Raw genomic sequence first — 13,282 nt, 5'->3', positions numbered from 1 at the left:
TTCGACGGTCAACTCACAAATTGCGGACTTAGCTGCCATGTCCCCCCCTTGCCCTTAAATCTCAGCTGATGCAAACTTGTTTGCGGATGAGGGATGTCTTTTTCACCGCTGGATCTAATGGCAGACGGACCAGCGCTGTGCCATGCTTTTGGAGGAGTGTGTCATGACGTCCAAGACCGAAGGTTCCACACCACCGGACAATCTGACGCCGCAGCAGCAGGCCATGCCCAAGGTCAGAAAGGTGACTGCTGATGATATCACCGCGTCGCTGAAGGCCGGGTTTTCCGACTTTCTGGCTCGTCCCTTCATGAGCGGCTTCTTCGGCCTGTTCTATGCGGTTTTCGGAATCCTGTTTGTTTGGAGCCTGATCTGGCTCGGCAAGATATGGATGATCATTCCCGCCGTTGTAGGATTTCCACTGGTCGCGCCTTTCGCCGCCGCCGGGCTTTACGAAATGTCCCGCCGGTTGCAGGCGGGTGAGAGTTTCGGCTGGTCTGAAATCCTCACCGTCATGGCCAATCAGCGCAAGCGGGAACTGGGCTGGATGGCCTTTGTCACCCTGTTCATTTTCTGGGTGTGGATTTACCAGGTTCGGCTTTGGCTGGCGATCACCCTGCAGAATGCATCTTTCTCGGATATTGACGGGTTTTTAAACACCGTATTCTTCACACCGCAGGGCTGGACCTTCCTTGCTATTGGCACCTGCGTAGGCGCATTTCTGTCGGCTGTTCTGTTCTCGGTGACTGTCGTCGCCATGCCCATGCTGCTCGACCGGGAAACAAATTTTGTTTCCGCCATGTTAACTTCATTACGTGTCGTCTCGGAAAGCCCTTTGGTCATGCTCACCTGGGCGGCGATCATCTCGGTCACCATGCTGTTGTCTTTGGTTCCGGCGTTTCTGGGCCTGATCTTCACCCTGCCGATCCTTGGCCACACCACATGGCATCTCTATCAGCGGGCTGTGCTACCAGCGGAGGGGCAATCTACTCGGCCATCACCTTGAGCTGCTGCGTGCTTTTTCGTCCGCAGGGAAAAAAGCCCAATTTTCAGGTCATCAAGGAGCATGTCCTCGGGCGTACCGAATTGAGCAATGGTCGCAAACAGCGACGAGTCTATATCGCCGATCCTGAAGATGGCCGGAGCATCCGGACCGAACGATTCAAAAGATCCCATTATTCTGGCTGGTCGGGGAAGGTTGATTCTCTGTACGATTGGCTCGAGAAGCCTGCCCGCCGCAGAATTTACTTTGCTCTTATTGGCCGATTGGTTTTGCTCTGGATCACCGACACTCGTTCACGAACGCGGTTATCTCTGACAAGATCGGACACAGCAGCCCGATCATTCCCTTAGGTCCCATCGATCATGACGGTCTTCTATTCGCCGTGTTCGGCAGCCAGACCCACCATGATCCGCGCAAAGATGCACCTATCGCTTCATCGCATCCAACGGTTGAGGGACCGGGAGAGACATTGTTGATGTTGGGCCGTTCCGCCTGCCCCATCAGCACCTCAACCTGCCGTAACTTAGAGACAATCTCTTCGGGCTTCGGTCGCTTGTTTGCCATTCTTGGTCCTCCGTTTCCTAAACATAGGCGTGGACCAACTCAGTTGCGGAGGTTCAGACCAAGTGGCACCAGAATGGGTGCTCTTTTCCATGGCGGGTAGTGTTTCTGGCTCTCAACGGATGACGTGCGCAAGTGGGCGGTGCGTAGGCAAAGAAGAAGCGCCTGCCAATGGCGACTAAAAATGCGATCACAAATATCAATGTCACCTGTCGTTCCCTTTGAAAAGAACTTCGCTTTTTGCGCTAGGAGAGTATCTGGTGGACGATAGCTGGTCGAAAGTTTCAAAGTCAAAGTCGCGGTTGTGGCTTCGAATTCAGGACTGGACCTAGAGGATTTCAATTAATTTATTTTGGAAGCGTGCAGCAATTTTTTTGAAACCTTCATCAGTTCCGTGAATCTCATCATTCCAGTCATTGAGGTCCGTCAGCGTGTTTCGACAATCGATCACATGTACGGGAGAACTGCCGGGATCATTCGCGACGTCATTCAACATGCCGTAGAGTCGGTTGATCATCACCTTTAGTATGTCGCGCTTGAGTGTGAAATGCGCTTGGGTCTCCTTCGGGAAATGCCGCTGATCGAAGGGTTCTCCGAGCCATTCATTGTTGTTGGCATAAATCGGGTTCCGGTGGTCATTGGGCCAGGCCGGATAGGGGAAGGGGTAGTCGTAGCCATGCACGAAGATGGGAAGTTGTTTGAGTTCCGGCACTGAACGGATGTTCGAGATCACCTTCTTGTACGCGGTTTTCAACTCATCCAGCCGGTTCTCTAGTTCGTCGATATCAATGTGACCATCGACATCGCTGATATTGCCGTTGAAGTCCCTCAGGATGCCGTAGAGCGCGGATTTTTTCGTCTGGGGGTCCTCACCGATAATGTCGTTGCCGGCTGCTGAGAACAGGAACGCCTTTACGTGCTTCTTTTGAGCCTTCAGGTTTTCCAGATATTCGGATTTCCGCGGCGCCAGGTCTCCGTGAACCATGTTCGCGGCCGTGTCGCCCGCTGCACCGAGAGAGAGGACGGCGTAGTGAGGGCTCAGATGATCGATGATCTCGTCGATCAGGAAGGGGAATTGGTGCCAGCTGTCGCCCTCTTCGACAATCACAGGCTTCGATGGGCTGGTAATTCTATCAATAATAAAGTCGAACCTGCGCGCAGCACGTTCGGCATTGTTTCCGATCTGCATAGCATTTTCCAACTCATAGTCGGCAGCGCCCATTTCGACTTTTTCCGGATCCGGTATGATCCGGAAATCGAACCCGCCTTCCCCCTTCTGAACCGTTGAAAACTCCTTAAAAATACTGCGTTTGCTGGGATCGGAAGCGAGCTTTACCCATTCCTCAAAGCTGATCTTCGCCATTCGTTTCTCCTAAATTGCTTGATTGGACTCACCTCTGAAATAGACTGTCAGGGTACCAATTTTGCACGTTTTTAGCGAGAATTATGATGGCCGTTACTCTTAATGACATTGGTTTACCCGTAACTGAGGGCAGCATTGCGCGCACCCATGCGCGCCTGGAGAAGATCCGACAAGCCGAACAGTTGATCGCCAAACGCATGGGGCACGAAGCCGAAAGTGAGCTTCGCCGACTGCGGGCCAGGCTACGCGAAGACGATCTGGCCGCACATGAATCCCATGAGGAACCGCGCCTGATTGTTGCAAGGGAATTGGGGCAAGAGGCATATATCGGACCGCGTACCAATATCCTCTCTGGCGAGTTCTTGGAAATAGGCCTGCTGACGTCGCGTGCAGTTTGCAAGATTACAGATGGGGGTGTCGAAACAGGAACTGGATTTTTGGTGGGTGATGGTATCGTTTTGACAAATCACCACGTCATCTCTGACATTCCTGATCTTGACGATGTGTTTTTCGAGTTTCTCTTCGACGACAACACCATAGGCACCCCGGTCAATCCAGAATACTATGTCGCCGATCCCGACCGGTTTTTCGTGACGGACGAAACACTCGATGTCACCTTTGTTGCTCTTCAGGAAAATGGAATTCAGCTTCTTTCCTCTTTGGGATGGCTGCCGCTACTCGGCCGCGAAGGCAAGATCCTTATCGGGGATCCAGTGAATATCATTCAGCACCCTGAAGGAGAGCAGAAGCGGGTAGTGGTCCATGACAGCACTTTCCTGCTGGTGGAAAACAACACAGACGCAGATGCATTCTGTTGGTACAGCGGGGACACTCAAAAAGGCAGCTCAGGCTCACCTGTCCTAAATTCCCGCTGGGAGGTTGTCGCACTTCATCATGCGGCCGTCCCGGCAACGGACAAAAACGGTAATGTCCTCGACGTGAACGGCAAGACGATCTCGCTCGATAGGCTCGGCGATGCGGACACAAGGATCAAATGGATTGCCAACGAAGGAGTCCGAGTTTCCCGCATGGTCCGACACATCGAAGAGGCAAGTCTCACCGCCGCGCACGATGCCGTCCGTCAGAGCCTTCTAAAACTTTGGGATACCCCGCTGGCCACAAGAACGGCCCGACTGGCTGCTCTACACGGTATGACATAGGCACCGCTTATACAGCATCTTCTGACAGTTAGGTTTTGTAGGTTTTCAGAAATTCGCTGATATGAGATGCAAGTTTCTCTGAAAAACTGTCGATATCCGAACTTGCCATTTTGGGCATACTTTCTTCAAAGTTCTCTGCTTGCTTCGATTTGATTAATTCACGCAGATGATCGCCGACTTCAATCGGATGGCCGGGTTTCACCATGCCTGGAAGCCAAGTGATATCCCACTTTCCTTTCTGTTTTACGTCGTGTGTGATTTCGACTTCTGCATGAGACAAGATAGTCTCTCTGGTAATGTCAATGTTGTAAGTATCGGCGTATTCGGCAACCATTTCAACAAACACGTTGAGTTGAACGGGCGTAATAGGATACTTGCCTTTTTTAAAAGGTCTTTCCTTTGCTCCGCTCATCGCGGCCATTGAAAGACCAATCGCGCCAGTATTGAAGGCCCTGGTGTGCGCCGCATAGCGGCCGTCCGCGGTCGAATTATTGGCTTCAGGCAGATGATCACCTTCAACGCGATTACCATCCCCTTCAACGATTTCATGGTAGTGTCTTTTGTCTGAGGAGTTTGCCGTATGGCCTCCAGCCGACCAATGCATCACAATTCTTCTTAACGACATGATGGAACCTCGATAACTGAAATATGAGTTCAGCATAACACAAATTCAATTTAACAAAGACGGGAGCGTGCAGCGAACGCTGAGACAGGGTTTGATCCTGATCCGCCCCGCCAGAGTGGTCCAATTTGAATGTTAGTGCATGATCGGCCTCGGCTCCATCGGGACAATGGTTTCCGGAGCCACTAGGCGTCCTCCCCAAACACAATCCTATTAAAGAATTGGTGTTTATGACTGCTCTTCATCCACAGGCCGATGGAGAGTTTTCTGAATCTGTGACGCAAGCCAGTGGCCTCCCCTGGCTGTTGGTACGCCAGAAGTATTCAGCACGTCAGCAATAGCCCTCAGACTGAACCCTTGGCGTCTCAGAGGCAGGATTATCTCGGAAACCTACGGCCCTTCTTGGCAGCATCCGTGAGACTCTTGGTCTTGAGAGAAAAATATTAATCACCGCGCTTGCTAAGGCTCGGATAGTGCTTCCGCAATTCCTCCGGAACTCGCTTCCGAAAGTAGTAAACACCACCCTCTTTCTTCCGCGTGACGTGCTTTGCCAAGACCATGATCGCTCCAAATTCAGCGATGACTAGAGGCATGGCGTCACCTCTTGTGTCACCTTCGAATCAAGCGAATGCGCTTTAACGCATTGATATTTAAAGAATTTCATGAGTTTTGTGGTGCCCACACGGAATACAAAAATAGTAAGGGTATGTTTTTAAATCAAAAAATATAAATTCAAACCCAATGATACCCCGACTGGTACCCCAGTGGCGAAATTGCCTCGCTTGCACCTGCAGCGAACTTACCGCGATTATTCACCATGTAGAGGCCAATTTTGGCCTCGAATACAACTACGCCCTCAAAAACTAGTCGTTCGTATGATCCGAGCATTGCGATCAATCTGACAACGAGCCAGCTTCATAGATTTGAACATTAAAGGCAAAAATCTGGCCATTCGCTGATGCATGCTTAAGTGACCGCTTTGTCCGCACAGCCGCCTTTGGTCAGGTCGGGACAGGTCGCAAGCCAGACAAAATGCTTCGGATGACCGGCGTGAGCTCGAGCCAACGGATCGGCTGCACATTGCAAATCGGTACCGCAGTCGATGCAAAGGTTGGGGACTATCTCAAGCGTTGTCAGCACTGGGATGGGGTATAGGAGGCACGCTAGCGACATATGATTTTGGCCAAATCTGTGGCACGCTTCCCAAACTGTGAACAGGGGGAATAAGATGGCAATCCGAAACACAAAGGGGCGTGGGCGCCTATTCGACAGCGTTCTTGATACGGTAGGCGATACGCCATGTATCCGCATTACCAGGATCGCGCCGACGCATGTGAAAGTTTACGTCAAGTTCGAAGCGTTTAACCCGGCTGGGTCTGTCAAAGATCGCTTGGCGCTTAACATCATCGAGGCAGCTGAGCGCGAGGGTCGACTGAAGCCGGGTCAAACCGTCGTCGAGGCGACTTCGGGTAACACCGGGATCGGCCTCGCTATGGTATGCGCGGCCAAAGGATACCCGCTCGTGGTTACCATGGCCGACAGTTTCTCGGTGGAACGAAGGAAGTTGATGCGATTTCTAGGCGCGAAGGTCGTGTTAACGCCGCGGGCCCAGAAAGGTTTCGGCATGTATACCAAGGCAAAAGAACTGGCGGAAGAGAATGGATGGTTCCTCGCCAGCCAGTTCGAGACGCCCGCAAATGCCGATATTCACGAGAACACAACCGCCCAAGAAATCCTGGGCGACTTCAAAGGGGAACAACTCGACTACTGGATCACCGGCTACGGGACCGGCGGAACTGTTTCGGGCGTGGCACGTGTTCTACGAAGAGAGCGTCCCGACACCAAGATCATTCTGACTGAACCGGACAATGCGGCTATTGTTAGCTCGGGCTACGTAAATACCCGCAACGAGGCCCATCAGCCGACCGAGAGCCATCCAAATTTCGAGCCGCATCCGATCCAGGGTTGGACGCCGGATTTCATCCCCTGGGTGATGCAAGAGGCCATTGATCTGGCTTACTTTGACGAATTGATCCCAATACCAGGCAATGAAGGCATAGAGTGGTCTCGCCGCCTCGCTGCTGAGGAAGGCATCTTTACTGGGATTTCCGGGGGCTCCACTTTTGCGGTTGCGATGAAAGTCGCGGAAAAAGCGCCCGAAGGATCCGTCATGTTGATGATGCTGCCTGACACAGGCGAGCGCTATCTCTCGACACCTCTCTTCGAGGGAATAGAAGAGGAAATGACAGGAGAGGAACTGGCGATTTCAATGTCCACGCCCTCTGCGCAGATGGTTGCTGAGTAGCTCGGAAATATTCCGGTGTGATATACCCGGTAACTGAGAATACCCACGTGTGTTTCACGCGCAACTTTATTGACCGGCATGCTGCTCGACACTTGCCTGTATTCCATTTGGGCACTTAGTCGAAACAATGCAAAAACGATGATAACGAGCTTCGCGGCAAAAAGCGCGAGGCCGACCTGTAGAGTGCAATTCAACATCTACCCAAAGAAAGTGAAACAGCCTGATGTTTTGGTTCCTTCTGATCGTCGCAACCCTCATTGGCTACACCGTAGCTGGCCTGTTGGGTGCCACTCTACTTGCTGTTGGGTTCGTCTTTTTCTGGGGTGTCTGTCTTGCCTTGGCGTCACTTCTGCAACTCCTGCTTGGCGAACCCCGTGAATAAATGCCCAACGTAAATTGTACGTGTTTGGTCATTAGGGGAATTGTTCTATTCATGCCAAATTAATGAACAGTTGACCGCTGCGAGCCTAAAGCAGCTGCAATATTTTCACCGAAAGCTTGGGCGGGGGAGGCATAAGTTGTTAAGTTGTTTCGAATATGCAACCGGCCAGTCCTGCTTTTGCGTACTTCCGCAATTCAACATTATTCAACGCCAGCTTTTGCCAACCTTACGATTCCTTAACATGCGCCAAACAGTCAAGCAGCGCGCAAGCAAGGGTGGATTAATGGGTGGATAGTAAGAGAGGTAAAATCGAAAATATCAAATAAATCAAAATGTTGTTTTAATTTAATGGTGCCCCCACACTGATTTTTTCCAACTTTTAATTCTCCATAAGTATCTGTTTTTTATTGCGTTATCAAGATTACAACTCCCCTCAGCGGCCCCGTTTATGTCACCTCTTCTCAAGCGTTGTCTCTGAGGCCGTCGACAACATAAGCGATCAGAAGAGCCTCAATTTCCTCACTTTGGCACAGGTCCCAAACTGGCAAAGAAGGAGCGCCTGCCCACAACCGGCTCACGTGAATTTCTGATACAGGGCCTGTGGAACCATCGGTTTGATTTGGTCCGGTGGCTGCGGTATTTTCGAGCAAATGCGCAAAGCCTCCTGTGGTTTCTGGCCGTGCGCCGTCCGTCATAGGTAGAACTTCTTACTGTGGTGTGAATTTCGCAGGCTATAGGACACTGGGTCAGTTTCCTGCATGGTACTTAACTGACGTTCTTTACTGGACTGGATAAAATTTCTTACCATCCTGCAATAGATTTGGCATACGCTCTCTCTAGGGAGCAACAGATCGTAATCTCGTGGATGAAAACTACCTAAAACGGCTGATGAAATTTGTCGCAGAGTTGGCTGCGATAGCCATAACTGTCGTTCTGCTCCAACTATTTGTCGAATGGGTCGGATTTGAAACTGCGTGGCCTGTATTATTGGGTGTTCTGATCATTTTGGTCATCGTCATCGCTTCCATGCGAAAGCAATAATTCTGCTTGTTCTGCGTTCTGTCTCCAACCATGTACTTGAACTACAGCAAATGAATTGTTGTGCCAAAGGCCACCCCTTTTCACCTGTGTGGTTTCAAGGGTAACGTCCAGAATTACACCGCCAGCAAGCTTGAGGTCTGTCGTTCCCTCCAAGACTTGCTGCTTGAAGTGTTCGTCGAGCATTTTCGCCCCTTTCTCCTGACCATTCCAGAAGAAGCGCCATTGCCTGTTGCTTTCTATCAAAGGGGGTTGGACCAAGACGACTTCCGTCCGTTCCGACACAACACGTTGAGATTCTATTTCTTCGATCAACGTTTCGATGGCTGGCCCAGCACGGTCATTGAACTCAGCGCGGGGAACCACCACTGCAGGCGGAGCAGCCTTTTCCGAGGGCGCAGCGCCGATACCGGTGATAGCTTTGTCCGGCTCCACAGCGCGATAGAATTCGCGACGCGGCTGAGTTACGGTTTCGGACCGCTCAACACTTCGCACTGCTTCAGCAATCCGTTTGATGTCTTCATCTGTTAGCGTGTTTGCTTCTGCGCCAGCGACGGCTCTAATGGCTTCATCCATTGCTTTGCCTTGAATATGCGATAAGCCGTTATTCACAAGAGTCGTTGCGATGATTATCGCGAGCGTTGACAATCTTTCCTTAGTTACCAATCCACGTAAGCCAGCGATAATCCGAAGGCTACCGGGCGCGGAATACTGGTAGACCAGCGAAAATTCTATGCCGGGTTCCATCAGGAAAACAGTTTCCCCAGCCATACGCTCGAATTGCACCATTGCCTCACCTACGGCACCGATTGTCGGGCGCGCATCCGGGGACAGATCGAAGTAAATTGTAAGTGGTTGTTCAATCATAGTTTCTTTAGGAAATCTACCTGTAGGCTGCCGTTGTGCCAATAGGACCACTTCAACCAAGAATTGCAATCAAAATCACTGATCAAACCAATTGAAAGGACAACACACGTTCGCGGAATGTGATCGTATTTCGTGACGCTCTTTAAAGCCAACGAGTCAAAAATACTGTGAACGGATCACGACTAGGAAGGGTAACTTTGATCTTGAAGGTAAAGCCTGACTATGCCAACCTCGCTAGCGGTCCACCCAGACCACCTCCCTCCAATCGGGAAAGCACTGAGCGTGTAGGGTTAATCGATCATCGAATTTGCCATGTGGGCATTCGCATAAGGAGGGATTGTGAATTCGGCTCACTTGGAGGTTCGATATGAAACTTTCTAAACCTATTCCGGTCCTCAAAAGCGAGGCCAAGCAACTGGCGAAAGCTGACAACATCACTCGCACTGAAGCGCTGAACCGCATTGCTGTTCGAGAAGGCTTTCAAGCGTGGAGTGACCTATCCGCAAACGCGGAATCCAAGCCGGACGAAGAACTGCCTCCTGAAATCACAGCAGTGCCGTTAACGGGTGCATTGCGCCGCGAGGCAATCAGGATAGCAAATCATGCCTTCGAACGAGCACTTTGGCGCATGGAAGCCGAAAATCCAAAGCTTGCAATGAAACTCTGGGACGTAGAATCTTACGTGAATAACACCATCACAGAAGACATGCTTCCCATTGAAACAGACTATGGTCTGTCATTACTGGAAGCTTTCATGATCCATACGGCCTTGGACATAGCTATGGAAGCTGATCATCAAGCGGAAAACGAACTTGGTTAATGCATCTTGCCTTTCTATCGCCATGACCGGCCAGCGCTGGTAATACAGTGTCATCAGAAAGTTAAGCGAAACAGTAGCCAAACTGCTGTTTCGCGCTTTTCTGGTTGATGCCGAGTTTCGAGCATACCAATGCCGTTGCGCCTGTCTCATTATTTGCCGTGAGCGGGTAGATTTCGATCCAGCCCCCAGCCGAACTAGCAGTACCCGGCCCACACTTCCTTGCTCTGGCTTCAGGCGTTTCCAGACGGCAGTAGCGGCCCTCTGAGCACCGGCGGCAATTGGCAAGCAAAGGTAGTAAGTTGTGCCCTCACTTATGAACCAAAAGAAAGCGTGGCTAACTAGTGTTGTTCAAACGCACCATGTACGTTCCAGTTCATTGACAATCCTGCCGAAATCTAAACTGTACACATATCCCTAAACGCGCGTTTGAGTCAGCCCAATAATACCTATGCGAGAGTAAGCGTTGAATAAACCGATACTAAGAACCGACACTTCCATCGGAAGTGTACAGGCAGAAGAAGACACAACATTTCTAATAAACTGTTATGTCGACAACGAAGCACTTGCCACCGTACGAGACCTCAGCAACTCAAAGATGTTCGTGCTGGGGAGTACGGGTTGCGGAAAGTCAGCCTTGCTCCAAATGATTGAGCATCACGAAGAAAAAGCTACATTTCTTGATCTAGACGATATGGCTATGAATTACATAGCCAATAGCGACAACATTATGTTTCTCAAGAAGATTGGCGTCGATCTTTCTTTCTTTTTTAGATACCTTTGGATGCACGTCATGTGCATAGAGCTACTAAAAATGGCGAAGAATTTTGACGAACATGACGACCGGCAGAGTACTTTTTTCTCTCGGCTGTTCCAAGGAAACTCTGGAAACCAAAAAATATTTGAAGACTTCGTTGGCTCTCATAAAAATCAATTTTGGAATACAATTGACAGAACGATAATCGAGGAAACGGAAAAACTAGAAAAGAAGGTTGAAGCAGAATTCGGTGGTGAAATTCATAAAGCCAAAACGCGAGCGGCATACGCCAAGAACCTTGGAAAAGATAAAACAGAGCATTTTCAAGAGCGAGCGAAGAAGTTTGTAAACTCCGCGCTTTTGTCAGACTTGGCAAGAATTATCTCAGCTATTTCAAGCGAGTTATCGAACCAGTCTCGAAAGTACTTTTTGCTTATTGATAGGATCGATGAACATTGGGTGGACCCGGAACTTAAGAACGTGTTGATCCACTCACTATTCGAAGCTTCCAAAAAGATGAGGAAGATCAGAAACTTCAAACCCGTGATCGCGTTGCGCAATGACGTGTATGAAAAAATGAACTTGGAGCATCCTCCCTCAAAGACACAGCTAGAGAAAAACGAGGACTATATTGTTCGCATCCGGTGGAGCAAGGATCAGCTTTGGCAATTGGTGGACACAAGAATAAACTACCTTTTCAGATGGAAATACACTTCTGAAAATGTTCACTTCTTCGATGTTTTTAAGAAGTCGTATTCAGGGAAAGAATCCTCTTGGAATTACATCTTTGAAAGAACTTTGATGCGCCCTAGAGACGCGATTAAGTTTGTTAACGCGTGTTTTGGCGTGGCAACTGGGAAGACCGAAATAAGCAAGTCCGATTTCTCGACAGCGGAAGGCGTTTACTCTGAAGACAGATACGAAGCATTGATCCATGAGTGGGAGAAAGTGTTTCCAAGCGCTGAAGTAATACTTTCTCTTCTCAAAGGAAGGCCAAAGCATTTTTCCGCTTCTGAATTAATGACCTCCCAATTAACTGAGCACTTATTCTACCAAGTTGGCTACACTGAAAAAACGCAAAGTGACCCGCTTTGGGTGAAAATAAACTCTTTGGTGGACGGTGATAACGGCGATGCACACTTTGCCTTGGGTCAGGAAGTTCTTCATCGTCTTCACTTGATGAGCGCAGTTGGGATAAAGCCCGACTCATCAACGTCTTGGCAATGGTTTCACAGGTCCCAAAAACCTATTTCTGTCGACGCGATTGACTTGCAAACAAAAGTAAATGTTCACCCTATGCTTTGGAGGAAACTGAGTTCGGCTTAATTCAGCGCAAGTTTGCGAACTAGCAATGCCTGCCGTCTAACTTGAGATATAGAAGATGGCAGGTAGTGTCTTGTGTTTTTATCGATGGTACAACGCTCAGCTTTAAATTCTTTTGTTTTTGAACGCTTTTCTATATTAACGCCGCACCATTACGGTTTCATGAGTCCACAACTCTCTTCAAAGTTCTCTGAACCTGTGAGGCCTGCCAGGCACCTCCCCTTGCCGTTGGCACCCCAGAATTGTTCAGAACGTCAGCAATGGCCCTCAGGCTGAACCCTTGGCGTCTCAGAGGCAGTATTATCTCGGAAACCCTCTCGGCCCTCTCTCTGGCCCTTCTCTGAACTTCTGCATTCCGATTGTTTGTCTTGTCCCTCAAGCCACCAAGTTTGACGCCCTTAGCCTTGGCCTCAGCCAAAGCAGCCTTGGTGCGGATGGAGATAAATTCCCGTTCCTGCTCTGCCAGAGCGGCATAGATGTGAAGTTGGAACTTATCGGCGCTGGGCATCGAGGCCACCCTGAGCCTGACCTTGGGGTCATCCATCAGTGTAGCTACGAACGAAACCTTCCTGCTCAGTCGATCCAGTTTGGCTACCAACAATTCAGCACCAGTCTTCTGGACCAGTCTCAAGGCCTCCTGAAGTTCCGGCCTATTGGCATCTTTGCCTGTCTGAACGTCGATGTATTCCCCGATGACCTCAAATGGTTCCTCTGAATAGGTTTCAAGGAATATCCCAATGTCCCTGTCCTGAGCGGCAAGACCCAAGCCTGAGCGTCCCTGTTCCTCTGTGCTGACCCTTTTGTAGACGACATATCGCTTCATAGGATTCCCCTTCAGGTGGCCTCTGATACCGACATATCAGGCGTCGTTGCTAAGGACAACGTTGGTTGTGAGTGTTACAAAAGTTCAATTCATTTCATTGCAACGCCTTTGCGGTTCCTTCTTAGGTGTTTCTGCCTCACCAAGAAGGGGGCGTGGGTTTGAGAAACCGACTTCAAAAAACAGGGGATTTACTACTATTCTTATTGTTCTTCTTGTTGGGGTCTCTCCCCTCAACCCTAGATGGCTCGGAGAACGCCGAAATCC

At 49.9% G+C, this 13,282-nt stretch carries 13 protein-coding genes; 6 read left to right on the top strand and 7 right to left on the bottom strand.

Going from position 1 to position 13,282, the window contains the following annotated elements; genetic code table 11:
- The first annotated feature begins 163 nt into the window (after positions 1-163).
- Positions 164-1,003: a DUF2189 domain-containing protein gene (locus tag GOX66_RS09545; RefSeq protein ID WP_170761964.1), complete on the top strand. Its 840-nt coding sequence runs from the start codon at positions 164-166 to the stop codon at positions 1,001-1,003.
- Between the two features lie 357 nt (positions 1,004-1,360).
- Here GOX66_RS09545 and GOX66_RS09540 read toward each other — a convergent pair whose 3' ends face one another.
- On the bottom strand, positions 1,361-1,564 hold the full coding sequence (locus GOX66_RS09540) for a hypothetical protein (protein ID WP_170761962.1): 204 nt from the start codon (positions 1,562-1,564) through the stop codon (positions 1,361-1,363).
- A 325-nt stretch (positions 1,565-1,889) separates the two neighbouring features.
- Positions 1,890-2,924, bottom strand: coding sequence for a hypothetical protein (locus GOX66_RS09535; RefSeq protein WP_170761959.1), 1,035 nt, complete (start codon positions 2,922-2,924; stop codon positions 1,890-1,892).
- Between the two features lie 86 nt (positions 2,925-3,010).
- On the opposite strand from GOX66_RS09535, the gene GOX66_RS09530 reads away from it, so the two are divergent.
- Positions 3,011-4,084 carry a trypsin-like serine peptidase gene (locus tag GOX66_RS09530; RefSeq protein WP_170761957.1) on the top strand — a complete coding sequence of 358 codons (1,074 nt, stop codon included), beginning with the start codon at positions 3,011-3,013 and terminating at the stop codon, positions 4,082-4,084.
- Positions 4,085-4,112: 28 nt separating this feature from the next.
- Here the strand turns inward: GOX66_RS09530 and GOX66_RS09525 are convergent, their stop codons facing one another.
- From GOX66_RS09525 to GOX66_RS26295, 3 genes are all read right to left on the bottom strand, one after another.
- Entirely contained in the window at positions 4,113-4,709 is a 597-nt protein-coding gene (locus GOX66_RS09525; protein ID WP_272871506.1) for a peptidoglycan recognition protein family protein, read from the bottom strand.
- Positions 4,710-4,934: 225 nt separating this feature from the next.
- On the bottom strand, positions 4,935-5,054 hold the full coding sequence (locus GOX66_RS26300; RefSeq protein ID WP_419555556.1) for a hypothetical protein: 120 nt from the start codon (positions 5,052-5,054) through the stop codon (positions 4,935-4,937).
- A gap of 95 nt (positions 5,055-5,149) precedes the next feature.
- On the bottom strand, positions 5,150-5,266 hold the full coding sequence (locus GOX66_RS26295; RefSeq protein WP_419555555.1) for a DUF6538 domain-containing protein: 117 nt from the start codon (positions 5,264-5,266) through the stop codon (positions 5,150-5,152).
- Positions 5,267-5,934: 668 nt separating this feature from the next.
- On the opposite strand from GOX66_RS26295, the gene GOX66_RS09515 reads away from it, so the two are divergent.
- Positions 5,935-7,011 carry a PLP-dependent cysteine synthase family protein gene (locus GOX66_RS09515; RefSeq protein WP_170761953.1) on the top strand — a complete coding sequence of 359 codons (1,077 nt, stop codon included), beginning with the start codon at positions 5,935-5,937 and terminating at the stop codon, positions 7,009-7,011.
- A 223-nt stretch (positions 7,012-7,234) separates the two neighbouring features.
- Positions 7,235-7,393: a hypothetical protein gene (locus GOX66_RS09510; protein WP_170761951.1), complete on the top strand. Its 159-nt coding sequence runs from the start codon at positions 7,235-7,237 to the stop codon at positions 7,391-7,393.
- A gap of 984 nt (positions 7,394-8,377) precedes the next feature.
- On the opposite strand, the gene GOX66_RS09505 is transcribed toward GOX66_RS09510, so the two are convergent.
- The gene (locus GOX66_RS09505; RefSeq protein WP_170761949.1) at positions 8,378-9,298 is read right to left on the bottom strand and encodes a hypothetical protein; all 921 of its coding nucleotides are present in this window, start codon (positions 9,296-9,298) and stop codon (positions 8,378-8,380) included.
- Between the two features lie 367 nt (positions 9,299-9,665).
- Between GOX66_RS09505 and GOX66_RS09500 the strand changes: the two genes are divergently transcribed.
- Positions 9,666-10,118: a P-loop NTPase family protein gene (locus GOX66_RS09500; protein WP_170761947.1), complete on the top strand. Its 453-nt coding sequence runs from the start codon at positions 9,666-9,668 to the stop codon at positions 10,116-10,118.
- Positions 10,119-10,581: 463 nt separating this feature from the next.
- On the top strand, positions 10,582-12,198 hold the full coding sequence (locus GOX66_RS09495; RefSeq protein WP_170761945.1) for a P-loop ATPase, Sll1717 family: 1,617 nt from the start codon (positions 10,582-10,584) through the stop codon (positions 12,196-12,198).
- 157 nt (positions 12,199-12,355) lie between these two features.
- Here GOX66_RS09495 and GOX66_RS09490 read toward each other — a convergent pair whose 3' ends face one another.
- Positions 12,356-13,018: a recombinase family protein gene (locus GOX66_RS09490; RefSeq protein WP_170761942.1), complete on the bottom strand. Its 663-nt coding sequence runs from the start codon at positions 13,016-13,018 to the stop codon at positions 12,356-12,358.
- Positions 13,019-13,282: the final 264 nt, after the last annotated feature.

Source organism: Ruegeria lacuscaerulensis (assembly GCF_013031245.1).
GTDB classification, from domain to species: domain Bacteria; phylum Pseudomonadota; class Alphaproteobacteria; order Rhodobacterales; family Rhodobacteraceae; genus Ruegeria; species Ruegeria lacuscaerulensis_C.
Note: the sequence above shows the minus strand (reverse complement) of the source record. Positions and strands in the feature narration are given on the sequence as shown.